The sequence below is a fragment of the Vogesella margarita genome, from assembly GCF_028548475.1.
GTDB lineage: Bacteria > Pseudomonadota > Gammaproteobacteria > Burkholderiales > Chromobacteriaceae > Vogesella > Vogesella margarita.
In genome coordinates, this window is record NZ_JAQQLE010000006.1 from 12,763 (window position 1) to 36,491 (window position 23,729).

General features: G+C 65.0%; 21 protein-coding genes and 1 pseudogene. 7 read left to right on the forward strand and 15 right to left on the reverse strand.

Features of this window, described 5'->3' with window-relative positions; all coding sequences use genetic code 11:
- Positions 1–4: 4 nt before the first annotated feature.
- The 3 genes from PQU96_RS07915 to uvrA all read right to left on the reverse strand — a co-directional run bounded on the left by PQU96_RS07915 (position 5) and on the right by uvrA (position 5,124).
- Positions 5–1,603, reverse strand: coding sequence for a methyl-accepting chemotaxis protein (locus PQU96_RS07915; RefSeq protein ID WP_272771749.1), 1,599 nt, complete (start codon positions 1,601–1,603; stop codon positions 5–7).
- Positions 1,604–1,821: 218 nt separating this feature from the next.
- A complete protein-coding gene (locus tag PQU96_RS07920) occupies positions 1,822–2,259 on the reverse strand; it encodes a VOC family protein (protein WP_272771750.1) in 438 nt (145 codons plus the stop codon).
- A gap of 42 nt (positions 2,260–2,301) precedes the next feature.
- On the reverse strand, positions 2,302–5,124 hold the full coding sequence (gene uvrA, locus PQU96_RS07925) for an excinuclease ABC subunit UvrA (RefSeq protein ID WP_272771751.1): 2,823 nt from the start codon (positions 5,122–5,124) through the stop codon (positions 2,302–2,304).
- A gap of 141 nt (positions 5,125–5,265) precedes the next feature.
- Between uvrA and PQU96_RS07930 the strand changes: the two genes are divergently transcribed.
- Together PQU96_RS07930 and PQU96_RS07935 are read left to right on the forward strand one after the other, a co-directional pair.
- Complete coding sequence (locus PQU96_RS07930) at positions 5,266–6,627, forward strand: MFS transporter (protein ID WP_272771752.1); 1,362 nt, start codon at positions 5,266–5,268, stop codon at positions 6,625–6,627.
- Between the two features lie 75 nt (positions 6,628–6,702).
- Positions 6,703–7,176, forward strand: coding sequence for a single-stranded DNA-binding protein (locus tag PQU96_RS07935; protein WP_272771753.1), 474 nt, complete (start codon positions 6,703–6,705; stop codon positions 7,174–7,176).
- 181 nt (positions 7,177–7,357) lie between these two features.
- Here the strand turns inward: PQU96_RS07935 and PQU96_RS07940 are convergent, their stop codons facing one another.
- The 3 genes from PQU96_RS07940 to PQU96_RS07950 form a co-directional block, all read right to left on the reverse strand.
- Positions 7,358–7,795, reverse strand: a complete 438-nt coding sequence (locus PQU96_RS07940) for a carboxymuconolactone decarboxylase family protein (protein ID WP_272771755.1) — start codon at positions 7,793–7,795, stop codon at positions 7,358–7,360.
- A gap of 66 nt (positions 7,796–7,861) precedes the next feature.
- The gene (locus PQU96_RS07945) at positions 7,862–9,277 is read right to left on the reverse strand and encodes an MFS transporter (RefSeq protein ID WP_272771756.1); all 1,416 of its coding nucleotides are present in this window, start codon (positions 9,275–9,277) and stop codon (positions 7,862–7,864) included.
- Positions 9,278–9,346: 69 nt separating this feature from the next.
- Positions 9,347–10,024 carry a class I SAM-dependent methyltransferase gene (locus tag PQU96_RS07950; RefSeq protein WP_272771757.1) on the reverse strand — a complete coding sequence of 226 codons (678 nt, stop codon included), beginning with the start codon at positions 10,022–10,024 and terminating at the stop codon, positions 9,347–9,349.
- A 124-nt stretch (positions 10,025–10,148) separates the two neighbouring features.
- On the opposite strand from PQU96_RS07950, the gene PQU96_RS07955 reads away from it, so the two are divergent.
- The 3 genes from PQU96_RS07955 (at position 10,149) to PQU96_RS07965 (ending at position 14,811) form a co-directional block, all read left to right on the forward strand.
- Positions 10,149–11,039: a LysR family transcriptional regulator gene (locus PQU96_RS07955; RefSeq protein ID WP_272771758.1), complete on the forward strand. Its 891-nt coding sequence runs from the start codon at positions 10,149–10,151 to the stop codon at positions 11,037–11,039.
- A gap of 37 nt (positions 11,040–11,076) precedes the next feature.
- A complete protein-coding gene (locus PQU96_RS07960; protein ID WP_272771760.1) occupies positions 11,077–11,610 on the forward strand; it encodes a DUF2939 domain-containing protein in 534 nt (177 codons plus the stop codon).
- 441 nt (positions 11,611–12,051) lie between these two features.
- Positions 12,052–14,811 (forward strand): sensor domain-containing protein, encoded by a 2,760-nt coding sequence (locus tag PQU96_RS07965; RefSeq protein WP_272771761.1) that lies wholly within the window; start codon positions 12,052–12,054, stop codon positions 14,809–14,811.
- A 36-nt stretch (positions 14,812–14,847) separates the two neighbouring features.
- Here the strand turns inward: PQU96_RS07965 and PQU96_RS07970 are convergent, their stop codons facing one another.
- The 9 genes and pseudogenes from PQU96_RS07970 to PQU96_RS08005 all read right to left on the reverse strand — a co-directional run bounded on the left by PQU96_RS07970 (position 14,848) and on the right by PQU96_RS08005 (position 21,906).
- A complete protein-coding gene (locus PQU96_RS07970; protein ID WP_272771763.1) occupies positions 14,848–15,090 on the reverse strand; it encodes a DUF2325 domain-containing protein in 243 nt (80 codons plus the stop codon).
- A gap of 172 nt (positions 15,091–15,262) precedes the next feature.
- Complete coding sequence (locus PQU96_RS07975; protein ID WP_272771764.1) at positions 15,263–16,411, reverse strand: trans-sulfuration enzyme family protein; 1,149 nt, start codon at positions 16,409–16,411, stop codon at positions 15,263–15,265.
- Between the two features lie 76 nt (positions 16,412–16,487).
- A complete protein-coding gene (locus tag PQU96_RS07980; RefSeq protein ID WP_272771765.1) occupies positions 16,488–17,903 on the reverse strand; it encodes a pyridoxal-phosphate dependent enzyme in 1,416 nt (471 codons plus the stop codon).
- Positions 17,904–18,033: 130 nt separating this feature from the next.
- Positions 18,034–18,822: a MetQ/NlpA family ABC transporter substrate-binding protein gene (locus PQU96_RS07985; protein WP_272771766.1), complete on the reverse strand. Its 789-nt coding sequence runs from the start codon at positions 18,820–18,822 to the stop codon at positions 18,034–18,036.
- Positions 18,823–18,932: 110 nt separating this feature from the next.
- Complete coding sequence (locus tag PQU96_RS07990; protein ID WP_272771767.1) at positions 18,933–19,601, reverse strand: methionine ABC transporter permease; 669 nt, start codon at positions 19,599–19,601, stop codon at positions 18,933–18,935.
- A complete protein-coding gene (locus tag PQU96_RS15990) occupies positions 19,601–19,903 on the reverse strand; it encodes an NIL domain-containing protein (RefSeq protein ID WP_444546107.1) in 303 nt (100 codons plus the stop codon). The genes PQU96_RS07990 and PQU96_RS15990 overlap by 1 nt, the downstream gene beginning before the upstream one ends.
- A pseudogene (locus PQU96_RS07995) lies at positions 19,880–20,611 on the reverse strand (methionine ABC transporter ATP-binding protein); the annotation flags it as partial. The gene PQU96_RS15990 and the pseudogene PQU96_RS07995, both read right to left, overlap by 24 nt.
- A gap of 86 nt (positions 20,612–20,697) precedes the next feature.
- A complete protein-coding gene (locus tag PQU96_RS08000) occupies positions 20,698–20,880 on the reverse strand; it encodes a hypothetical protein (RefSeq protein WP_272771770.1) in 183 nt (60 codons plus the stop codon).
- Positions 20,881–21,012: 132 nt separating this feature from the next.
- Positions 21,013–21,906: a homocysteine S-methyltransferase family protein gene (locus PQU96_RS08005; RefSeq protein ID WP_272771771.1), complete on the reverse strand. Its 894-nt coding sequence runs from the start codon at positions 21,904–21,906 to the stop codon at positions 21,013–21,015.
- Between the two features lie 150 nt (positions 21,907–22,056).
- Here PQU96_RS08005 and PQU96_RS08010 point away from each other — a divergent pair, with 150 nt between their 5' ends.
- Positions 22,057–22,881, forward strand: a complete 825-nt coding sequence (locus PQU96_RS08010; RefSeq protein ID WP_272771772.1) for a transporter substrate-binding domain-containing protein — start codon at positions 22,057–22,059, stop codon at positions 22,879–22,881.
- 58 nt (positions 22,882–22,939) lie between these two features.
- Positions 22,940–23,716: an amino acid ABC transporter permease gene (locus PQU96_RS08015; protein WP_272771774.1), complete on the forward strand. Its 777-nt coding sequence runs from the start codon at positions 22,940–22,942 to the stop codon at positions 23,714–23,716.
- The last annotated feature ends 13 nt before the right edge of the window (positions 23,717–23,729 follow it).

Sequence of the window (23,729 nt, forward strand, 5' to 3'; positions counted from 1 at the left end):
AAACCTAGCTCGGCTGCTGCCACTTGCGGTAGTGCAGCGTCAGCCGCTCCAGGTCGCCGGCCGCCACTTCCAGCGCCTGCGCGCTATGCAGCACGTTGTTGGCGGTGTCGATGTTCTGTTCCCCCAGCACCGCCAGCTGTTCCACCGACGCCGCCACCTGGTGCACGGTGGAAGAGTCGCTGGCCACCTGGCTCGACAGCTTGCCGGCAAAGTCGTGCGCGCGGTCGGCAATCCCCAGCAACACGTCCAGCTGCGAGGCTGAGGCGCGGATTTCCTCGCTGACGTGATCGACCTCGTCCACCGACTGGTCCATATTCAGCGTCACCTTGTCGGTAATCTGCACGATCTGCTGCACCACGTCGCCGATGGCGTCGGTCGCCGTTGCGGTGCGCTCGGCCAGCTTGCGCACCTCGTCGGCCACCACGGCAAAGCCGCGGCCGGTCTCGCCGGCGCGCGCCGCCTCGATCGCCGCGTTCAGCGCCAGCAGATTGGTCTGCTCGGCGATGCCGCGAATCAGGTTGGTCATGTTGCCGATTTCGGTCATCGACTTCTCCAGCGCCGCCAGTTCTTCCTTGGAGCGGTTGACCACCACCACCGCCTGGGTGGCGGCATCGGCCGCGCGCTGCATCACCTGCTGGCCCTCGGTCGCGGCATTGCGCGTTTCCTGCGCACCCTGCACGCTGTCCTGCGCCATCGAGGCGACATGGCCGATCGAGCTGCTGATCTGCTCCATGCTGATGCTGATCTGCTGCAGGCCCTTGCCCTGCTCCTCGGCGCGCGCCACCAGCCCGCCCATTTCCTGGCTGAGCGCGTGCGACTGCTCGTAGGTACGGCCCCCGGCACTGAGCGAATCCGCCACCATCGCGCGCATGTGCAGGCGCAGGCCTTCCAGGCTGTCCATCATCGCGCCGAGCTGGCCGCCGAGGCGGGTCTGCAGCGGCTCTTCCAGCTGGCCTTCCGCCAGATTGAGGAAGCCTTGGTGCAGACGCTGCATCACGCGCCATTCGGAGTAGCGCCACCACGCCGAAGCGCCCGCCAGGGCGCCCAGCGACAACAGGCTGACCAGCAGCCGCGTGCCGTCGCTCCAGCCCGGCACGCAGCCGGCGGCGACCAGTCCGGAGCTGAACAGCCCGGTCAGCACGAAGCCGATCTTGCCGCTATCGCGGCGCTTAGACAGTCGCTTCAGCGTGGACGGCAGGGTAGCCTGCTTGTCGCGCACCTTCTGGTACAGCGCTTCGGCAGCGCTGACTTCGGCACGGTTGGGGGTACTGCGTACTGAGACGAAGCCGACGATCTTGCCCATTTCGGTGATCGGCGTGACATGCGCCTCTACCCAGTAGAAATCGCCGTTCTTGGCACGGTTCTTCACCAGCCCACCCCACGGTTTGCCCTGCTTCACCGTCTCCCACAGGTCGGCAAAGGCCTCCGGCGGCATGTCAGGATGGCGCACGATGTTGTGGTTCTTGCCCAGCAGCTCGTCTTCGCTGAAGCCACTGATCTCGATGAACGCGCGGTTGGCATAGGTGATGGCGCCCTTGAGATCGGTTTTGGTCACGATCGGACGCAGGGGGTCGAGAAACAGCTCTGTGCCTGTCACGGGCATATTTATTTTCATGATCGGGTCTTGTTCTGATGTGGGCGCCAATCCGGCAAGATTATCAAACATTCCTAATCAAGCCTACCCAAAGATCGGCAGTGTCGATTGAAAATGTCGCTGATGAGCAGTTTTGCAAACGGGCGCTTCGCGCCATAAACGGTTTGCCCGGGGTTGGCCGCAGCGTTGCGGCCAACCCCGGGCAAGGAGAGCACCTGCCGGACGGCTCAGATGCGCTTCAGCTTGAGCTTGCCCGCCAGCCAGGTGTGATCATAGCTGACGATTTCGTAAGGATTGCCGAACGGGTCGACAAACGACACCGAACAGAAGAAGCCATGGTCGTGCACCGAGTCGCGGGCGATTGTCTGCCCGTCGCGGCTCACCACCCGTTCCACCGCCAGCCGGTCCAGCCACTCCAGAAAATCGTGGCCGCTGACGCCGAATGCCACCGCCCCGGCCGGCACGATTGCCGCCTCGTCATGACTCAGCGCCAGGCGCACGCTAGCGCTGGGATTGGTCAGCATCAACACGCCGTGCGGCCCTTCCTGCAGATGCTTGTAGCGCACATCCGGCATCATGCCCAGCACGCGCTGGTACCAGTCCAGCGCCTTGGCAGTGTCATTTACCTTGATGTGCAGATGGTCAATCTTGGCCAGCGTTAGCATGCGTACCCCAAATTAATAAATTCATCACTTCGTTATGATCAGTCACGGTTTTTTCAGCAAGGGCGCCAGATAGTGCCCGGTGTGGCTGGCCGGGTTGGCCGCCACCTGCTCCGGCGTGCCACAGGCAATGATCTGGCCACCACCGGCGCCGCCTTCCGGCCCCAGGTCGATCAGCCAGTCCGCGGTTTTGATTACATCCAGATTATGCTCGATCACCACCACAGTATTACCGTTCTCGCGCAAGCGGTACAACACGGTCAGCAATAGCTCGATGTCGTGAAAATGCAGGCCGGTAGTCGGCTCGTCCAGAATATACAAGGTACGGCCGGTATCGCGCTTGGACAATTCCAGCCCCAGCTTCACACGCTGTGCCTCGCCGCCGGACAGCGTGGTGGCACTCTGCCCCAGGCGGATGTAACCGAGACCGACATCCATCAGCGTCTTGAGCTTGCGCGCCACCGTCGGCACCGCGCCGAAGAACTCCAGCGCCTGCTCCACCGTCATCTCCAGCACTTCGGTAATGTTCTTGCCCTTGTACTGCACCTCCAGCGTCTCGCGGTTGTAGCGCTTGCCGTGGCACACGTCGCACGGCACGTACACGTCCGGCAGGAAGTGCATCTCCACCTTGATCACGCCGTCGCCCTGGCACGCCTCGCAGCGGCCGCCCTTGACGTTGAAGCTGAAGCGGCCCGGGCCGTAGCCGCGCTCGCGCGACAGCGGCACACCGGCGAACAGTTCGCGGATCGGCGTGAACAGCCCGGTATAGGTCGCCGGGTTGGAGCGCGGCGTACGGCCGATCGGGCTCTGGTCGACATTGATGACCTTGTCCAGATGCTCGAGGCCACTGATGTCACCGTATGGCGACGGCTGCTCGCTGGCGCCGTTGAGATCGCGCGCGGCGATCTTGTACAACGTGTCGTTGATCAGCGTCGACTTGCCGGAACCGGATACGCCGGTGACGCACACCAGCATGCCCAGCGGCAGCTGCAGCGTCACGTCCTTCAGGTTGTTGCCGCTGACGCCGCTCAGTTGCAGCAGGCGTTCGGGATTGACCTCGCGGCGGCTGGCCGGCACCACAATGCCGCGACGGCCGGACAGATAGGCGCCGGTTACCGATTTCTCGCTGGCGGCGACCTCGGCCGGCGTGCCGGCGATTAACACTTCGCCGCCGTGCTCGCCGGCGCCCGGCCCCATGTCCACCAGGTAGTCGGCGGCACGGATGGCGTCCTCGTCGTGCTCGACCACGATCACGCTGTTGCCGAGATCGCGCAACCGCCGCAGCGTCGCCAGCAGACGGTCGTTGTCGCGCTGGTGCAGGCCGATGGACGGCTCGTCCAGCACGTACATCACGCCGGTGAGGCCGGAGCCGATCTGGCTGGCCAAACGGATGCGCTGCGCCTCGCCGCCGGACAGGGTATCGGCCGAGCGCGCCAGGCACAGGTAGTCGAGGCCGACGTTATTGAGGAAGGACACGCGGTCGCTGATTTCCTTGACGATCTTCTCGGCCACCGCCTGCTTCTGGCCGCTGAACTGCAGTCCGGAAAAGAAGTTGGCCGCATCCTTCAGCGCCATCTGGTTGATCTGGTGCAGCGTCTTGCGGCCAACGAAGATGTGGCGCGCTTCCTTGCGCAGGCGCGAACCGCCGCAGCTCGGGCAACACTGGTTGTTCTGGTACTTGGCCAGTTCCTCGCGCACGGTGCTGGAGTCGGTCTCGCGATAGCGGCGCTCCAGGTTGGGGATGATGCCTTCGAAGGCGTGCGCGCGCTGGAACTTGGTGCCGCGTTCGGACACGTAGGTGAACTCGATTTCCTCGTGCCCGGAACCGTGCAGCACCACCTTCTTCACCTCGTCCGTCAGGTCCTCGAACGCGGTATCCAGCGAGAAACCGTAGTGTTCGGCCAGCGCCAGCAGCATCTGGAAGTAGAACTGGTTGCGCTTGTCCCAGCCCTTGATGGCGCCGGCAGCCAGGGTCAGCTCCGGATGCGCCACCACCCGTGACGGATCGAAATAGGTGATTTCGCCGAGGCCGTCACACTTGGGGCAGGCCCCCATCGGGTTGTTGAACGAGAACAGGCGCGGCTCCAGCTCCGGCAGGCTGTAGCTGCACACCGGGCAGGCGAACTTGGCCGAGAACCAGTGCTCCTTGCCGCTATCCATTTCCACGGCAATGGCGCGGCCTTCGGCATGGCGCAACGCGGTCTCGAAGCTCTCCGCCAGACGCTGCTGCATGTCGGCGCGCACCTTGACGCGATCGATCACCACCTCGATCGAGTGCTTCTTGTTCTTGTCCAGCTTGGGCACCGCATCCAGCTCGTACACCTCGCCGTCGACGCGCACGCGCACGAAGCCCTGCGCGCGCAGGTCCTCGAACAGCTCGACGTTCTCGCCCTTGCGGCCAACGATGACCGGCGCCAGGATCATGATCCGCGTCTCTTCCGGCAGTGCCAGCACGTGGTCAACCATCTGGCTGACGGTCTGCGACGCCAGTGCCACATCGTGCTCCGGGCAGTGCGGATCGCCGACGCGGGCGTACAACAGGCGCAGGTAATCATGGATTTCGGTGACGGTACCCACCGTGGAGCGCGGGTTGTGGCTGGTGGCCTTCTGCTCGATGGAAATCGCCGGACTCAGGCCCTCGATCAGGTCGACATCGGGCTTTTCCATCAGCTGCAGGAACTGCCGCGCGTAGGCCGACAGGCTTTCCACATAGCGGCGCTGCCCCTCGGCATACAGCGTGTCGAACGCCAGCGAGCTCTTGCCGGAGCCGGACAAGCCGGTAATCACCACCAGCTGGTGGCGTGGCAGGTCAAGATTGATGTTCTTCAGATTGTGCGTACGTGCGCCGCGAATGCGGATGGAATCCATGCCTGTCTCACCGTCGGTCGGGGAACCTGCTACTATACCGGACTTGCGCGCGGCCGCTCCATAAGCACGATGGATTTCCTGCACGGGAATCCCGCTGCCGCTGCCCGCCCACTGTGACGACGCCCACCAACACCCGTACCGATGACTGCACTTGAGTTACGCGCCAGCCTTGGCCTGGCCGGAATCTACGCCCTGCGCATGCTGGGCATGTTCCTTATTCTTCCCGTCTTTGCGCTCTACGCCGAAACCCTGCGCGGCGCAGACAACCACACCCTGATCGGCATCGCGCTGGGCAGCTACGGCCTGGTGCAGGCGCTGCTGCAGCTGCCGCTGGGCATGCTGTCAGACAAGGTTGGCCGCAAGAAGATCATCTACGGCGGCCTGCTGCTGTTCGCCGCCGGCAGCTTCATCGCCGCCAGCGCCGACAACATCATGCTGCTGACCGTAGGCCGCATCATCCAGGGTTCCGGCGCCATCTCGGCGGTGATCACCGCCCTGCTCGCCGACCTCACCCGCGAAGAAGTGCGCACCCGTGCCATGGCCATCATCGGCATGAGCATCGGCACCACCTTTGCCGTCAGCCTGGTGCTGGGGCCGCTGCTGGCAAAATATATCGGCGTGAACGGCATCTTCGTGCTCACCGGCGTGCTGTCGCTGCTGGCGCTGCTGGGCGTGTGGCGCATCATCCCCGATCCGGTGCACTCCAGCTTCCACTCCGACACCGGCACCAACACCGCGCGACTGCCGGCGGTGCTGCGCAACCGCGAATTGCAGCGACTCAACTTCGGCATCTTCGCGCTGCACGCGGCGCAGATGGCGATGTTCGTCACCATCCCGTTCGCGCTGACCAGCACCGGCGGCCTCGACAAGTCGCAACACTGGCAGGTGTACCTGCCCGTCGTCGTGGCCGGTTTCTTCCTGATGGTGCCGGCCATCATCTATGGCGAGAAAAAAGCCAAGCTGAAACAGGTATTCGTCGCCGCCATCGCGCTGATGACCACCGCGCAGATCGGCATGGCACTGGCGCTATCCAGCTTCTGGATGATCGTGCTGTGGCTGGGGCTGTACTTCGTCGCCTTCAACATCCTGGAAGCCACGCTGCCGTCGCTGATCTCGAAAATCGCCCCGGCCGATGCCAAGGGAACCGCGATCGGCGTGTATAATACTTCCCAATCTTTCGGCCTGTTTGCCGGCGCCGTTGCCGGCGGCTGGCTGTACAGCCACCACGGCGCACTGGGCGTGTTTGCCTTCACCAGCGTGCTGATGCTGGCCTGGCTGCTGCTGTCGCTGACCATGACGCCGCCCAAGGCGGTCAAGAGCCAGATGTTCCACATCGGCGAACACTGGCAGGGCGATGCCGACGCGCTGTCGCGGCAGCTGGCCAGCCAGCGCGGCGTCAGCGAAGTGGTGGTGGTGCTCGACGAACGGGTGGCCTACCTGAAGGTCTCCCAGCAAGACTGGGACGAAGCCGCGGTCAAACAGCTGATCCAGGCCACCTACTGAACCGCCGCACCGCCGTCACCCCGGCCCGTGACGGCGCCGAATACCTCCTTAGAATCGAAATGAAACGGAGCCCCAATGAACAGCATTACTTTTGATGGCCGCCTGGCCGCCGACGCCGAACTGCGTTACACCCCGAGCGGCGAAGCCGTGCTCAGCTTCCGCGTGGCCAGCGACATCGGCTTTGGCGAGCGCAAGACCACCAACTGGTTTACCTGCCAGGTGTGGGGCAAGCGCGGCGAATCGCTGAAGAACTACCTCGGCAAGGGCCAGCAGGTGACCGTCTACGGCCAGCTGACACTGCGCGAATGGCAGGACAAGGAAGGCCAGAAGCGCGTATCCCCGGACGTGCGCGTCAATGAAATCAGCCTGCAAGGCGGCAAGCGCGACGGCGGCATGGGCGGCGCGGACGAAGACTACAGCTACGGTGGTGGCGCCCAGCGCTACGACACCCCGGCCGCGGCACCCGCCGCCGCCCCGGCGGCACCCCGCCGCATGGAACCGAAACCGGCCCCGAAAATGGACGACATGGACGACGACATCCCGTTCTAAAAGAACCGATCGTTCGTTGTTCAATTCGGGCCGGAAATACCCTGCGCAACGCGCAGCGCCCGATACGGCAATGCCGCTCACTTGCAAAGTGGGCGGCATTTTTTCTGCGGGTCCTGCCCGGATTCAGCAAGCATTACTCCACGGCAGTGCCGTCTGAACCGAAACAGGCATTAACCACGGGTCAGGCGGGAAGTTTGCGAAACGCGATGGCGAAGCGGTTCCAGGCGTTGATGGTGGTGACCAGCAGCGTCAAGTTGACCAGCTCAGCCTCCTCAAACTGTTGCCTGGCCTGCACCCAGACTTCGTCTGGGACATGACTATCGGCCACGAGGGTGAGCGCCTCTGCCCAGGCCAAAGCCGCCCGCTCACGGTCGCTGTAGACCCCGGCTTCACGCCACACCGGTAGCAGCGACAGGCGACGGTCGCTTTCCCCAGCCTTGCGGGCGTCAGTGGTGTGCACGTCAATGCAGTAGGCGCAGCCGTTGAGTTGTGAGGCGCGCAGGCGCACCAGTTCGACCAGGTTTTTCTCCAGTCCTGCGCTGGCGATCTGTTGTTCAAGGCCAATCAATGCATTCATGGCTTTGGGATTGGCTTTGAAAAAATCAAGACGGGCTTGCATTACGATTCCTTTCGGAGGGATGGGCCAGCGAACTGGCGAAATAAACGAGTGCTGTCTGTCGGGCTGCTACGCGGTTTGCACCTGCGGAACACGACGGCGAAGCCCCAGCAGCAGGGCCAGCACGATCAGCGCCGCGGCCACGACAAACGTCGTATGCATGCCGCTGCTGGCGGCCTGCGGGCTGCCAGCCGGCAAGGTAGCGGCCTTGCTCGCCATCGCGAACACCGCGCCCATGGCGGCGGTGCCGGTAATCAGGCCCAGGTTGCGCGACAGGCTAAGCAGGCCGGACACGAGGCCGCGCGTCTCGGCCGTCACACCCACCATGACCTGCGTATTGTTGGCGGCCTGGAACAAGGCGTAACCGGCGGTAGTGGTCGCAAGCGCTGCCATATAGCCCGCGACGCCCACGGCGATGGGCAGCGATGCCAGAGCGCTGCTGCCTGCCAGCATCAGCAGCAGACCCAGCAGCGTCATCGGACGTGCGCCGTAGCGGTCGACCAGCTGGCCGGCCGGCACGCCGCCGAGTGCGGCCACCAGTGGCCCGGCCGACATCACCAAGCCCAACTGCGCAGCAGAAAGCCCCAGCGCCTGCGTCAGATAGAACGGGCCGACCACCAGGGTGGCCATCACCACAGCCGTCACCAGCGTGCTCATCGCCATGCCGGCCATCAGGAACGGCCGGCCCAGCAGCGACAGCTTGATCAGGGGCTCGCTGGCTCGCTGCTGGCTGATGACGAACAGCGTAGCCGCCACCAGCGCCAGGCCCAGCAAGGCGTTATTGCGCAGCCCCCAGTCGCCACGGCCAGCCGTCATCGCCAGCGCATACGCGGCCAGGGTCAGGCTCAGCAGCACGGTGCCGGTATAGTCAAAGCGGCCGCGTGCCGTCTGGCGTGGTGTGGTGGTTGCCGGCAGGTGACGTTGCAGCAGGAAGAAGGCGGCGATGCCAAGCGGAACGTTGGCCGCAAATACCGCCTGCCAGCCAAGCGTGCCGATCAGTAAACCGCCCAGCGATGGCCCCATCGCGGTGCCGATGGCCGAGGCGGTGCCCAGCAGGCCCATCGCGCTGCCGGTTCTTTCCCTGGGCACGATATCGGCGACGTAAGCCATGCTTAGGGCCATCATCAGTGCCGCGCCCAGACCTTGTACGGCGCGGGCGGCGATCAGCACCGGCAGCGATGGGTAGGTGCCCAGCAGCGAGGCCACGGTGAACACCCCCACCCCGAGCAGCAGCAGCGGGCGGCGGCCGAACAGGTCGCCCAGCCGGCCGGCGCTGACGATCAAAGTGGTGATGGCCAGCAGGTAGGACAGCACGACCCACTGCACCTGCTGGAATGAGGCCGAGAACACCTCGCTCAGGGTGGGGAGCGCCACATTGGCGATGCTGGTGCCAAGCGACGACAGCAGCATCGCCAGTGACAGGCTCAGCAGCGCGCGGCGTTCGCCGGTGGTAGCCGCTGGCACGGTTTGCTTATCGGATTTCATGGTGATTCCTTTCGTTTGGGTTGCTGCGGCGTGCGGCCAACGTTGGCCGCACGCCGGCTATGGGCGGTCTCAGTCGCGGCAGGCGCGCACCAGGCAGTCGATGGCGTAGCGGGTGCCGTCGGCGGTGTGCACCGGACGTTGCAGCCGCTCCGCGCGCTCGATCCGCAGCTCAGGGGCCAGCAGCGCGGCGACCTGTTCCTCGGTGTAGAGCACCTCGGTGTGCCGGGGCCCGCCATGGCCGTGTGTCAGGTTGTGCGGGTGGTGAGCAATCAGCAGCAGCGTGCCGCCCGGCGCCACGGCCTGTGCCGCGCGCATGAGGATGGGAGAGAGCTCCTGCCAGGGCAGCTGCAGATAAACCAGGGTGACGAGATCGAAAGCCCGTTCGGCGGGGATGTAGTGATTGAGATCCGCCGTCACCAGGTGAATGCGCTCCGCCACCTGGCGCGACTGCGCCAGGCGCTGCCCCTTCTCCAGCGCCAGTCGGGAAAAATCGACGGCCTCCACCGACCAACCCTGGCTGGCCAGCCACACCGCGTTGCGGCACTCGCCCGCCGCCAGATCCAGCGCCCACCCCGGCGGCTGTTGCTGTGCATGCTGTTCCAGAGAGCGGTTGGGATTCACACTCCAGATGAAATCGTCGTTGGCGTAGCGCCGGTTCCAGTCGTCCATCCGCATGCGCCATGGCTCGTTTGACGCGTGATCGGCCTGCGGCTCAGGCGTGCGGGCGTGGTCTTGTCGGGTATTCATGTCGTGGGCTCCTGAAGTAGGTTTCCAGTAGCTTAGGCCCGGGTATAACATGGCGGAAGACGCATGGTTTGCACTTGATACATGCACCAGACGCAACGATTACGACCGCAGGCAGGAGGCCCGCATGAGCACGCCGGATTTGAATCTTCTGATGACGCTGGATGCGTTGCTGAGCGAGGGCAGTGTCGCCGGCGCGGCGCGGCGCCTCGGCCTGAGCCCGTCGGCGATGAGCCGCGCGCTGCAACGACTGCGCGACTGCACCGGCGACCCGCTGCTGGTGCGCTCGGGCCGCGGCCTGGTGCCGACCCCGCGGGCGGTGGCCCTGCGCGAACAGGTGAGCGAGCTGCTGCCGCGGGCGCTGCAGACCCTGAGTCCTGCTCCGACTCTGGATCTTGGCAAGGTGAACCGCACCTTCACCCTGCTGTGCAGCGACGGCTTCGTCGAAAACTTCGGCCCGTCGCTGCTGATGCGCCTCAATCGCGAGGCACCCGGCATCCGCCTGAACTTCCTACCCAAGGTCCGGCGCGACAACAGCTACTTGCGGGATGGCACAGCCGATCTGGAGACCGGCGTGATCGGCAAGGGCACGGCACAGGAGCTGCACGCCCGTGCGCTCTTTCGCGATCATTTCGTGGGTGTGGTGCGCGAGGGGCACCCACTGCTGAACGGTGACATCACGCTTGAGCGTTACATCGAGTGTGATCACGTGGCCGATACGCGGCATGGCCTTGGCCATGATCCGGTCGACGTGGCGCTGGCGGCACTGGGCGCACGCCGCCAAATCGTGACCTCGGTGGCCGGCTTTGCCACGGCGCTGGCGCTGGCGCGCAGTACCGGGCTGCTCGCCACCGTGCCGGAGCGGCATACCCGCTACTTGCGCACCGGCATGACCACCTTCCCGCTGCCGCTCGCCATGGCGGAGATCACGCTCTCCATGCTCTGGCACCCCAGGCTCGATGCGGACCCGGCGCACAAGTGGTTACGCTCCGTGATTCACGAAGTCTGCATGCAATAAGCGATGATTGCTCATCAAACCTCACACAGGAGGCACCATGGATAAGAAGCTGAAAGGCGGCCTGGCACTCGCGGCGGTCGCCGTGAGCGGCTGGTTCTACTACACGCCGTATATGGCCGTGCACGGCATGCAAGAGGCGGCGCAAGAACGCGATGCGACAAGACTGGCCGGCTATGTCGACTTTCCTGTCGTGAAGGAAAACCTGAAGGCCGACCTGAATGGACGAATGCTGCAGAAGCTGCAAGGACAGCCGTTTGCCGCGGTGGGCGCCGTTTTTGCCGGCGCCCTGGTCAATACCATGGTCGATGCGATCGTTTCGCCCCAGGGCCTGGCCATGATGATGCAGGGAGAAAAACCCCTGACAACCGCTACGGCAGAACGCACGGAATCCAGCTCGCAGGAACAAGGGAAGGAGACGAGCCAGGTCGAGACCAGAATGGGCTACGATGGGCTCAACCAGTTTACGATCAGGGTCTATCGGCACGACACGCCGGGCCAAGTCATCAATCTGGTCCTGCAGCGACGCCATCTGCTGTCGTGGCAACTGGCCGAAATCCGCCTGCCACAATAAGCCGACCCCGGCAGGATTGGCGCTCGAAACGACACCTCCGCTGACGTCGAAATGCCATACAGCCTGCAGCAGCGGCTGCCATCCCGCGCCCACCGCTCGCCGGCAACAGCTGGCTTTGCCAGAAGTCACCCTGCGCAGCGCCTTCCGGCTGGCATTTGAAGCCATTTCCGGCCCGCGCCACGATAAAACAAGGGTTAACCGCCGCTGGAGAGGGGATGGCAAGCCAGGCCCAGCCCTCTGTCCAGTAGAAAACATGACATGCCAGTCGCGGGATTTGGCCTATTGTTAGGTTGAGCCGGGGCGGTTAGTCAGGCAGGAGGCCACTGCATTTGCAAAAATGCAGCCATCACCATCCCGAAGCAAAGTGCTGCATAACCGGGGGTTTTTTCCAGAATTATGAAATCCGAGCCATCTCCCGACCTTCAGGACCTGCCGCCCGAAATGCCGACCCTGATCGCTCGCCTGGCCTGGGGAGGCGGCACGCTGGTCACCCTGCTGGTGCCGCTCATTTTTTTCATCGTTGGCTACCAGAGCGAAGCGGCCCGGCTGGAATCGGCACTACAGGTCGGCGTCTACAGCAACATCAAGCCAGCGGGCTCGACCTCCGGCGCAAGCTGGGGCACCTTTCATACCCCGCAGGCGGTGCTGGCGGCACTGGAATGGCTACCCGATGAAACCGGCATCCGCATCACCGATGAAAACCAGCAGCTGCTGGCCGAAAAAAACCAGGAGCCGCCCCCTCCGCGCCTGACCCGGACCAACACCCTTGAGCTGAGTGCCGACGACAGCGCACAGCTGACGCTGAGCCGTTCCCTGCGCCCGCTGCTGCTGTACAGCCTGCTGATGACCCTCCCCGGCCTGATCCTCGGCCTCATCACCTTCGTCACGCTGCGCGACCTGCCGATGCGCGTCTTCCGCCGCACCCTGCAGGAAATCGCCATCCGCAAGGCCACCGAAGAGAAACTGGCCAAATCGCTGTCCATCTTCTCCGCCACGCTGGAATCCACCGCCGACGGCATTTTTGTCACCGATGTCTACGGGCGGGAGGTCGTGTCCAACAAGCGCTTCCGTGACATGTGGCAGCTGCACCGCTCGGCTGACCTGTACGCCAACAACAACGAAACACTGATGGAACTGAGCAACAAGCTGCGCGATCCGACCGATTTTGCCGCCACGATCAAGGATCTGGGCAAGCACATCGACGTCAACCAGGGCAGCACGCTCGAGCTGCGCGATGGGCGCCACTTCGAGTGGAACTCGCAGCCGCAATTCGTCAATGGCCGCGTGGTCGGGCGGGTGACCAGCTTCCGCGACATCAGCGACCGCAAACAGGCGGAAGCGCTACTGGCCATCGAAAACGAGGTGCTGGAGATGGTGGTCTGCGGCCAACCTTTGAAAGCCGCGCTTGGCGTGCTGGCCGACCACGTGGAAGTGCTGTCCGGCGAGATGTTCTGCACCATCCTGTTCCGCAAGGACAGCGAAGGCGCCGAGCTGGCCTGCGTCTCCGGCCGCAGCCTGCCAAGCAACGTGGTCGAGCGCCTCATCCATCATGAGCAGGTAGTGCTGGGCAAGGTCTTCGCCGCCATCACGCAACAGGAAAACGTGCCGAAACACGGCCTGTCGGACGAATACAGCGGCGTGATCGAGAATATCGGCAGCCAGCCGATCTGGTCGGACTATTGCAAGCTGATGGCCAGCCACGGCGTACACGCCTGCTTTGCCGTGGCCGTACGCTCGTCGGATCGCTCCCTGCTGGGGCTGATCGTGGCACACTACCGCACCCCGTCAAAACAGCAGCCGCACGACCGCGAACTGATGTGGGTCGCCGCCCATCTGGTCCACATCGCCATGGAGCGGCGGCAGGCCGAAGAACGCCTGCAGGACCTCGCCCACTACGACTCCCTGACCCGCCTGCCCAACCGGGCGTTGTTTCACGACCGCCTCCACCAGGCGCTGACCCGGCTGGAAAGGAGCAAGGGGCTGGTGGCGCTGATGTTCATCGACCTGGACCGTTTCAAGACCATCAACGACACGCTGGGCCACGACCTGGGCGACCAGCTGCTGTGCGACACCGCGGCAAGGCTGCTGGCCTGTGTCCGCGACGTGGACACCGTGGCACGCCTGGGGGGCGACGAGTTCACCATCATCCTGGAGCAGATCGGCAAGGCCGAGGACGCCGCCGGCGTGGCCGGCAAGATCATCGAGATGTTCGCGGCGCCCTTCCACCTCGACCACCATGAGACCTTCGTCACGCCCAGCATCGGCATCACCATTTTCCCGTCGGACAGCGACAACAGCAGCCACCTGATCAAGTACGCGGACACCGCGATGTACCGGGCCAAGGAAGACGGTGGCAACGGCTACCGCTTCTTTACCAGCGAGATGAACACCCTCGCCTCCGACCGTCTGGAAATGGAAAACGGGCTGCGCCGCGCGCTGGCACGCGGCGAGTTCGAGGTCTACTACCAGCCCAAGCTCAACCTGGCCGACGGCCGCATCATCGGCGCCGAGGCGCTGCTGCGCTGGCGGCACCCGCACCGCGGACTGGTTTCCCCCGGCGAATTCATCCCCATCCTCGAAGAAACCGGCCTGATCGAGCAGGTCGGCAGCTGGGTGCTGAAAACGGTGTGCCAGCAGATCCGCAGCTGGCAAACAACCAGCGAGCTGCCGCCGCTAGTCATCGCCGTCAACCTCTCCGGACGGCAGCTGCAGCGCAGCAGCCTGGCCACCACCATCGCCGACATTCTCGAAGAAACCGGCGTCGAGCCGCGCTTTCTGGAGCTGGAAGTGACCGAGAGCATGCTGATGCACGATCCGCAATGCGCGGTCGACGTGCTGATGCAGATCCGTAACAAGGGCATCCTGCACATCGACGTCGACGACTTCGGCACCGGCTACTCGTCGCTGAGCTACCTCAAGCAATTCCCCATCGACTGTCTGAAGCTCGACAAGTCCTTCGTCGACGGCCTGCCGCTGGACGAAGATGACATCGCCATCTCCCAGGCCGTCATCGCGATGGCCCACAGCCTGCGGCTGACCGTCATCGCCGAAGGCGTCGAGCGCGAGGAACAGCTGGCCTTCCTGCGCGACAACGGCTGCGACGTCATCCAGGGCTACATCATCAGCCCGCCGGTGCCGGCTCACGCCTTCGCCCAACTGGTGCTGGCACACGCGCAGCAGCACTCGACCACGCTGCCCTGATGCCGTATCGCTCACCCTCAGCCTGCCACCGCCCCCTCACTTGCGGCCAACGTAGGCAACGCTGATCTGCCGCTCGCGCGCGATCAGGCGCATCCGTTTCGCCAGATTGTGATTGACGTAGTCCAGGATGATCACCATGTGCACCACCTGCGCCGGAAACTCCCGCGTCAGGTAACCACTCTTGCGCCCGCTCCAGTGCAGCACGTCCGCATAGCCCGAGGCCTGCAGCGCCCGTCGCGTGGTTTCCACCTTGTCACCGCCGATGATCATCGCCCGCATCGCTGGCCCTCCTCCGTACCGTTTCGCCCACCTTATCCGGCGCCCGGCCGCAGCAGAACCAAGAAAATCGCCACAGCTTATCGCCGTACCGTTGCAGTCCATATTCCGGCAACGGCAAACACCATGAAAAACCCCGGCGCGGGGCCGGGGTGTCATTCGTGCGGCAAGGTGCTTACGCCAGCGCCTGCGCCAGATCAGCGATCAGCGCCTCGGCCGACTCGATGCCAACCGACAGCCGGATCAGGTTGTCGCTGATGCCCAGCTGCGCGCGGCGCTCGGCCGGCACCGAGGCGTGCGTCATCGCCACCGGCACGCACACCAGGCTCTCCACCCCGCCCAGGCTCTCCGCCAGCGTGAACAGCCGGCTCTTGCCCAGCACCGCCTTCACCTCCGCCGCGCCGCCGTCGAGATAGAAGGACACGATGCCGCCGAAGTTGCGCATCTGCTGTTTGGCCAATTCATGCTGCGGATGGCTCGCCAGCCCCGGATACAGCACCCGCGTCACTCGCGAATGGCGTTCCAGCCACTGCGCGATGGCCTGCGCATTGCGGCTGTGCTGCTCGACGCGCAGCGCCAGGGTGCGGATGCCGCGCAGCACCAGGAAGCTGGAGAACGGATCCAGGATGGCGCCGGTGGCGTTGTGCAGGAAGGCCAGCTGCTCGGCCAGTTGCGGCCGGTCTTTGGACACCACCGCCACCCCGGCGATCACGTCGGAATGCCCATTCAGGTACTTGGTGGCCGAGTGCAGCACGATGTCGAAACCGTAGGCCAGCGGCTGCTGGATCACCGGCGAGGCGAAGGTGTTGTCGGCCACCGCGATCAGCCGGTGGCGGCGGGCGATGTCGGCCAGTTGCGCGAGGTCAGCCAGCCGGTTCAGCGGATTGGACGGCGTCTCCACCCACAGCATGCGGGTGTCGGGCCGGATGGCCGCCTCCAGCGCCGCCGGGTCGTCGGACGGCACATAGCTGATGCTCAGGCCGGCCGACTGGCTGCGCACGCGGTCGAACAGCCGCACCGAGCCGCCGTACAGGTCGTCGATGGCGACGATATGGCTGCCGGCCGGCAGCAGGTCGAGCACGGTGGCGATGGCGGCGAGGCCGGAGCCGAAGGCGTAGCCGCGCACGCCGCCTTCCAGCTCGGCGATGGCGCGCTCCAGCGCCTCGCGCGTCGGGTTCTGGCTGCGCGAGTACTCGTAGCCGGTATGCTCGCCCGGCGCGTGCTGGCGGTAGGTGGAGGTGGCGTAGATCGGCGGGATCACCGCGCCGAACGGGTCATCGTGCAGGCCGGCGGTCACGGACAGGGTGTGGAAATCGGTAGTCATGCGGTGTCCTTGCAAAAGGTTGGCCGCAACGCGCGGCGGCAGCGGCCTCCATGCGTTGCGGATCAAGAGGGTTGGCTCAGGCGGCGCCGACGCGCTGGCGCCAGTAGGTCAGCAGGTCGCTTTGCGTGATCAGGCCGAGATAGCGATCACGCTCGATCACCACCGCGATATGGCCGTTGTTGAACACCAGCAGCAGGTCCTGCAGCGAGGCGCGCGGCGAGATGGTCTCGACATTGCTGCTCATCGCGGTGAACACCGGCTGGTGGAAGTTTTCCGGCTCGCCGTGTACCGACATCAGCAGGTCCCACTCGTCAATCAGGCCGATCACGCGGTCGCCGTCGATCACCGGCAGCTGCGACACGTCGTGCAGGCGCATGCGCTGATAGACCACGGTCAGCGGCTCGTCCGGGTGGCACACCACGCTGTGGCCATGGTCGTGGCGGCGCGCGATCAGGTCGGTGATGTTGCCCACCTGCGGCGGCTGGTGCAGGCCCTGATCGAACAGCCAGAAGTCGTTGTACATCTTGGACAGGTACTTGTTGCCGCTGTCGCAGACGAAGGTCACCACCCGCTTGGGCGTGGTCTGCGCGCGGCAGTACTGCAGCGCGGCGGCCAGCAGCGTGCCGGTGGACGAGCCGCCGAGGATGCCCTCGTGGCGCAAGAGCTCGCGCGCGGTATCAAAGCTTTCCCGGTCGCTGATGCGGTAGCTGCGGCCAACCTTGCCGAAGTCGGCCAGCGGCGGGATGAAGTCCTCGCCGATGCCCTCCACCAGCCAGCTGCCGGCGGCGCCGTGATGGCCGTGCTCGATGTGGTCGGCCAGGATCGAGCCTTGCGGATCGGCGAGCACGAACTCGGTGTGCGGCGACACCCGCCCGAAAAAGCGGCTCAGCCCGCTGAGCGTGCCGCTGGAGCCGACGCCGACCACCACCGCGTCCACCTCCTGCTGCATCTGCGCCCAGATTTCCGGCCCGGTGCCGGTCTCGTGCGCCAGCGGGTTGGCCGCGTTGTTGAACTGGTCGATGTAGAAGGCGCCTGGGATGGTGGCGGCCAGTTTTGCGGCGCGGTCCTGGTAGTAGTCCGGATCGCCCTTGCCGACATCGGAGCGGGTCAGGATCACCTGCGCGCCCAGCGCCTGCAGGTGCAGCACTTTTTCGCGACTCATCTTGTCCGGCACCACCAGGATCAGGCGGTAGCCCTTCTGCGAGGCGACCAGCGCGAGGCCAAGACCGGTGTTGCCGGCGGTGGCCTCGATGATGGTGCCGCCGGGTGCCAGCCTGCCGTCGCGCTCGGCGGCCTCGATCATCGACAGCGCGACGCGGTCCTTGATCGAGCCGGCCGGGTTCTGGTTTTCCAGCTTCAGGTACAGCTCGCAGGGGCCGGTATCGAGATGGCGCACCCGCAGCAGCGGGGTGTTGCCGATCATTTCCAGCACGCTGCGACTGCGCGGCGGCAGCGACGCGGCCGGCGCCAGCGTCGGGGATGGGACAGTCATGGTCTTTCCTTGAATTACATTCCGGCATTCAGTTTCGCCGCCGCACCTCATGGGCGGGCGCGGTCGGCATGGGGTGGCAAGAGCCGTGGCGCCGACAAGCGTGCCGCCACGGCTTCAGGGGCATTCCGGCTCAGAACGCCGGCACCACCGCACCCTGGTACTTGCTTTCAATGAAGCGCTTCGCTTCCGGGCTGTTCAGCGCGGCCGCCAGCTTCTTCACTGCGGCGCTGTCCTTGTTGTCCGGACGCGCCACCAGCAGGTTGGCGTACGGCGAGGCGGTCTCGGTGAACAGGCCGTCCTTCTTCGGGTTCAGCTTGGCTTCCAGCGCGTAGTTGGCGTTGATCAGCGCCAGATCCACCTGGTTCAGCACCCGCGGCAGGGTGGCGGCTTCCAGTTCCTTGATCTTCAGATGCTTGGGATTGGCCGCAATGTCGCGGGTGGTCGGGTAGATGTTGCTGCGGTCCTTCAGCTTGATCACGCCGCCCTGATCCAGCAGCAGCAAGGCGCGGCCGGCGTTGGTCGGGTCATTGGGGATGGCCACCGTGGCGCCGTCCTTCAGCTCGGCCACCCGTTTCACCTTCAGCGAGTAAGCGGCAAACGGCTCGATGTGCACCGGCTTGCTGGCCGCCACCAGATTGGTACCGCGGTCCTTATTGAACTTGTCCAGATACGGGATGTGCTGGAAGAAGTTGGCGTCCAGCTGCTTTTCCTGCACCTGGGTGTTGGGCAGCACGTAGTCGTTGAACACCTTCACGTCCAGATCCACGCCCTGTTTGGCGAGGGTCGGTTTCAGCGCCTCCAGCAGTTCGGCGTGCGGCACCGGCGAGGCGGCCACGGTCAGCTTCACGTTCTGCGCCTGGGCGGCAAAGGCGAAACCGGCAAGGCTGAAAGCAAGGGCAAGTTTGGTCAGGCGGGTCATGATTTTTCCTTTTCGAGAGTAAGTCTTCCCCCTGCCCGGGCCGGACGGGCCAGGGCATGCAGGGGCACAGCATGGGAAAGGGTTGCGGCGCTAGGGCCGCGGAGAGTCAGTCAGTCAAAGCGACAACGGCGCACCAGGCGGTCGCCGGCGGATTGCAGCAGCTGCACCAGCACCAGCAGCAGCGCCACGGTGACGACCATCACCTCGGTCTGGAAGCGCTGGTAGCCGTAGCGCACCGCGAGGTCGCCCAGCCCGCCGCCGCCGATGACGCCGGACATCGCGGTGTAGCCGACCAGCGCCACCCCGGTCACCGTCGCCGCGCCGATCAGGCCGGGCAGCGCCTCCGGCAGCAGCACCTTGAACACGATCTGCGGCAGACGTGCGCCCATCGCCTGGCTGGCCTCGATCACGCCGCGATCGACCTCGCGCAGCACGTTTTCCACCAGCCGGCCAAAGAACGGCACCGCGCCCACCACCAGCGGCACGATGGCGCCGGCGACGCCGATGGAGGTGCCGACCAGCAGCAGCGTCAGCGGAATCAGCACGATCACGAACGGCAGCGAGCGCAGCACGTTCACCAGGAAAGACAGCACCGCGTACAGCCGCGGCCGCGCCCGCAGCTGGCCGGGGGCGGTGACGTACAGCAACACGCCCAGCGGCAGCCCCAGCGCCACCGTCGCCAGCAGCGACACCCCCAGCATGGTCAGCGTATCCAGCGTGGCCGCGCCGATCTCCGGCCAGTCCACGCTCAGCAACAGGTTCCAGTCAAAATCCGTCATCACAGCACCTCGCAACGCACGCCCTCGCGGGCAAAAATGTCCGGCAATGCCGACACCGCGACATCGCTGGCCACCACGCCGGCCAGCAGCTGGCCGAACGGCGTGGCCTTGATTTCCGACAGCGTGCCGGCCAGCAGGTTGACGCGCAGGCCGGCCTCGCGGCCAACTTTGTCCAGCACCGGCTGCAGCGCCGGCTCGCCGACAAAGGTCAGTTTCAGCACCGGCGTGCCGATGCGCTCGCGCCACTGCCCCTGCAGCGCGCCCTGGACCAGGCCGGTCTCCGCCAGCAGGCTCTGCGTCACCGCGTGCTGCGGCTGCAGCAATACGTCGATCACCCGCCCCTGCTCCACCACGCGGCCGTGATCGAGCACCGCCACCTCGTCGCACAGCTGGCGGATCACGCGCATGTCGTGGGTAATCAGCACGATGGTCAGCCGCAGCTGGCGGTTGATGTCGGCCAACAGCGCCAGGATCGAATCGGTGGTTTCCGGGTCCAGCGCCGAGGTCGCCTCGTCGCACAGCAGCACGTCGGGACGGTTGGCCAGCGCGCGGGCGATGCCCACCCGCTGCTTCTGGCCGCCGGACAGCTGCGCCGGGCGCTTGTGCTGGTGATCCTGCAGCCCGACCAGCGCCAGCAGCTCGTCCACTCGCGCGTCCATCTGCGCGGCGTCCAGCTCGCCGGCCAGCTCCAGCGGGAAGCGCACGTTGGCCGCCACCGTGCGCGAGCGCAGCAGGTTGAAGTGCTGGAACACCATGCCGATGCGCTGGCGGCGCTGTTGCAGCTGGCGTTCGCTGTAGGCGGTCAGCGCGTCGTCGCCGATGCGCACCTCGCCGCTGTCCGGACGCTCCAGCAGGTTGAGGCAGCGGATCAGCGTGCTCTTGCCGGCACCGGAGCGGCCGATGATGCCGAAGATGGTGCCTTCGTCGATTTGCAGGCTGACCAGCTCCAGGGCGGCAACGCGGCGGCCGTGGTGGCTGTAGTGTTTGGTCAGGTCTCGTACTTGGATCATGGTGGTTTTCTCGCAGACCCGGCGTGGGGGTTTCGGTATTCAGCCGCGCCTTTTGCGCTGGCAGGAGGCCAGTGTAGTGCGCCGCCTTAAAAACCAAAAACGATATAAATTGATTTTTTCATTACTTTTTGTGATATCAAACCCGCGACGGCCAGACGCATGGCCGCACTGTCCACATCCCCCCCCCAAAAAACAGGCCACACCCCCAAAAAAACAGGCGCTGCCGCACGGCAGCGCCTGTTGTGTCCGCCCGCCTGGAACGTGTTCATGATCTCGCGCGCTCACGCGAGACAAGGCGAAAACGGCGGAGGAAGCGGCGTTGAGCTGGAGATAAACCAGCATGCCGGAGCCGTACTCACCGTGTAACGTTTCACGAAGCGCAGCAGGTCGTGAACAGCTTCTTACGGCAGGGCCTGCGCCAGCGCGGCGATGTGTTGCGGCGTAATGCCGCAGCAACCGCCGACCACGCTGGCCCCCTTCTCCACCCACAGCGCCGCCCACTGCGCATAGTTGCGCGGGGTCAGGTCGGCGCGGATGTCGTCGAGCGTGGCATTGGCCTTGGCGTCTTTCGGCGTCGGCGGGAAGGCATTGGCGTACACGCCGAGCTGCAGGCTGGCCTGCTCGTGGCCGATCACCTCGTTGGCCGCCTCCAGCGCCGCCGCCATCACCTCCGGCTGGCTGCAATTGAACAGCACCGCCGCCGCACCCAGCCGGATCGCTTCGGCCACCGCCGCCGTCACCGTTTCCCCGGAGCGCAGGCGGGCGACGCCATCGCCGTCCTCGTCCTGCAGCGTGAATGACAGCCACAGCGGCTGCGGCTGTCCGGCCAGTGCCTGCTTCACCGCGCGCACTTCGGCCAGCGAGCTTTGCGTCTCGGCCAGCCAGAGATCGACATGCGGCGCCAGCGCGGTAACCAGCACCCGCAGGATGGCCAGCGCCTGCGCCTCGTCGAACAGGTCCGGCCGGTACGAGCCCAGTGCCGGCGGCAGCGAGCCGGCTACCCGCACCGGCTGCGCGGCCTTGGCCGCCGCCTTGCGCGCCAGCTCGCCGGACAGTGCGGCCAACCTTGCGCCGTCAGTGGCAAAGCGCTGCTCGCCGATATGGAACGGCACCACCGCGTAGCTGTTGCTGGTGATCACCTGCGCCCCGGCCTGCACGAAGGCGTCGTGCGCCTGCTCGACGAAGTGCGGCGCCTCCCACAGCGCCAGCGCCGACCATTCCGGCTGGCGGAAAGGCGCGCCGATGCGTTTGAGTTCGCGGCCCATGCCGCCGTCCAGAATCACGGTTTTGCTCATGTCGTTTCCTTTTTTGGTGCCTGCCCGGACGGGCAGGCGTTGAGTTAATTTTGCATTTTATATAACCAAATTGTATCAATTTGCAATTGATTAATTTCCAAACGATATATAAGATTTGCCACATCACCCAAACAACAAAGGGATATCACCGTGAACAAACAAGGACTTATCCGCGCCACCGCCGCCTTGCTGCCCCTGCTGCTGGCCGTCCCCGGCCATGCCGGCACCACGCTGGACCGCGTCAGCAAGAGTGGCGAACTGCGCGGCGTGCTGCTGGAAAGCTACCCGCCGTTTTCCTTCCTCAACAGCAAGAACCAGCTGGATGGTTTTGACGTGGACGTGGTGAAGGCGGTCGCGAAAAAACTGAACGTGAAGCTGAAGCTGGATACGCCGTCGTGGGAGGTGATCTCCGCCGGCAAGTGGGGCAAGCGCTGGGATATCTGCATCTGCTCGATGACGCCGACCAGGGAAGCCGCCCAGGTGCTGGATTTCTCGGTGATCTACTACAAATCGCCGGCGGTGCTGGTGGTCAACGCCAGCGACAAGCACACCCGCAGCATCAAGACGCTGGACGGCAAGAAGATCGGCGTGCAGCAAGGCGCCTCCTATGAGCGCTACCTGCAGAAGACGCTGAAGATCGAGGCGCCGGGCGCGGTTCAGCCGAGCTTCCCTTTCAGCAAGGTCAACATTGCCACCTACGACAACGAAGAAATCATCTTCCAGGACCTGGCACTGGGCACCGGCAAACGGCTGGACGCGCTGGTTTCCAACCTGAACACCGCCAACGAGCGCATCGCCAAGGGCGGCAAGTTCCGCGTCGCCGCCACACTGTACGCCGAGCCGAACTGGGTGGCGGTCGACAAGGGCGATGCGCAGTGGCAGGCACGGGTGAAGCAGGTGATCACCGAGCTGAAGCAGGACGGCACGCTGGCCGCCATCTCAAAAAAATGGATCGGCAGCGACATCACCCAGTAACCCCCCGGGTGCCAACCGCCGCTGCGGTCGGCACCGGCCTTATCCGTCATACCTACTCATGAACATGGAAAACCGCTTCCGGCTGCACGTCAGTCTGGTGATCTTGCTGCTGCTGGGCCTGCTGGCCTGGTTTGCCGCCGCCTTCGGGCTGGACTACCGCTTCGCACTGGAAAAACTGCCACTGCTGCTGGGGCTGGAGCTGAATCCGGAGGGGCTGCTGCAGGGCGTGCCGCTCACCGTGCTGCTGTGCCTGGTATCCACCCTGCTGGCGCTGGCAATCGGCCTGGCATCGGCCCTCGGCCGGCTGTCGCGCAACCCGCTGCTGTACGGGCTGGCGACCTTCTACAACTCGTTTTTCAAGGGCACGCCGCTGCTGGTGCAGATCCTGTTGATCTATCTGGGGCTGCCGCAGCTGGGCATCGTACCGGACGCCATCCCGGCCGGAATCACTGCGCTGACGCTGTGCTACGGCGCCTATCTCAGCGAAGTGCTGCGCGCCGCCATCCTGTCCATTCCGCGCGGACAGTGGGAAGCGGGCAAGGCGCTGGGCATGTCATCGCGCGCCATCCTGCGCTTTGTCGTGCTGCCGCAGGCGATGCGGGTGGCGGTGCCACCGGCATTTTCCCTGTTCATTTCCATGCTGAAGGATTCGTCACTGGTGTCGGTGATGGGGCTGTGGGAAATCATGTTCCTGTCCCAGAGCTATGGCCGCTCGTCGTACCGCTACATGGAAATGCTGCTCTCGGCGGCCCTGATCTACTGGGTGCTGTCGGTAGTGCTCGAAGTCTTCCAGCACAGACTGGAAACCAGGATGGCCGCTTCCGGCAGAAGCTGACCTCCGCCCCATA

Bases quoted from the DNA above. Each gene is read 5' to 3' on its own strand.
- PQU96_RS07915 (WP_272771749.1), bottom strand. From the start codon at position 1,603: ATGCCCGTGACAGGCACAGAGCTGTTTCTCGACCCCCTGCGTCCGATC.
- PQU96_RS07935 (WP_272771753.1), top strand. From the start codon at position 6,703: ATGAACAGCATTACTTTTGATGGCCGCCTGGCCGCCGACGCCGAACTG.
- PQU96_RS07985 (WP_272771766.1), bottom strand. From the start codon at position 18,822: ATGACCCGCCTGACCAAACTTGCCCTTGCTTTCAGCCTTGCCGGTTTC.
- PQU96_RS07955 (WP_272771758.1), top strand. From the start codon at position 10,149: ATGAGCACGCCGGATTTGAATCTTCTGATGACGCTGGATGCGTTGCTG.
- PQU96_RS07950 (WP_272771757.1), bottom strand. From the start codon at position 10,024: ATGAATACCCGACAAGACCACGCCCGCACGCCTGAGCCGCAGGCCGAT.
- PQU96_RS07990 (WP_272771767.1), bottom strand. From the start codon at position 19,601: ATGACGGATTTTGACTGGAACCTGTTGCTGAGCGTGGACTGGCCGGAG.
- PQU96_RS07930 (WP_272771752.1), top strand. From the start codon at position 5,266: ATGACTGCACTTGAGTTACGCGCCAGCCTTGGCCTGGCCGGAATCTAC.
- PQU96_RS07980 (WP_272771765.1), bottom strand. From the start codon at position 17,903: ATGACTGTCCCATCCCCGACGCTGGCGCCGGCCGCGTCGCTGCCGCCG.
- PQU96_RS07945 (WP_272771756.1), bottom strand. From the start codon at position 9,277: ATGAAATCCGATAAGCAAACCGTGCCAGCGGCTACCACCGGCGAACGC.
- PQU96_RS07940 (WP_272771755.1), bottom strand. From the start codon at position 7,795: ATGCAAGCCCGTCTTGATTTTTTCAAAGCCAATCCCAAAGCCATGAAT.
- PQU96_RS07920 (WP_272771750.1), bottom strand. From the start codon at position 2,259: ATGCTAACGCTGGCCAAGATTGACCATCTGCACATCAAGGTAAATGAC.
- PQU96_RS08015 (WP_272771774.1), top strand. From the start codon at position 22,940: ATGAACATGGAAAACCGCTTCCGGCTGCACGTCAGTCTGGTGATCTTG.
- PQU96_RS07975 (WP_272771764.1), bottom strand. From the start codon at position 16,411: ATGACTACCGATTTCCACACCCTGTCCGTGACCGCCGGCCTGCACGAT.
- uvrA (WP_272771751.1), bottom strand. From the start codon at position 5,124: ATGGATTCCATCCGCATTCGCGGCGCACGTACGCACAATCTGAAGAAC.
- PQU96_RS07960 (WP_272771760.1), top strand. From the start codon at position 11,077: ATGGATAAGAAGCTGAAAGGCGGCCTGGCACTCGCGGCGGTCGCCGTG.
- PQU96_RS07970 (WP_272771763.1), bottom strand. From the start codon at position 15,090: ATGCGGGCGATGATCATCGGCGGTGACAAGGTGGAAACCACGCGACGG.
- PQU96_RS07965 (WP_272771761.1), top strand. From the start codon at position 12,052: ATGCCGACCCTGATCGCTCGCCTGGCCTGGGGAGGCGGCACGCTGGTC.
- PQU96_RS08005 (WP_272771771.1), bottom strand. From the start codon at position 21,906: ATGAGCAAAACCGTGATTCTGGACGGCGGCATGGGCCGCGAACTCAAA.
- PQU96_RS08000 (WP_272771770.1), bottom strand. From the start codon at position 20,880: ATGAACACGTTCCAGGCGGGCGGACACAACAGGCGCTGCCGTGCGGCA.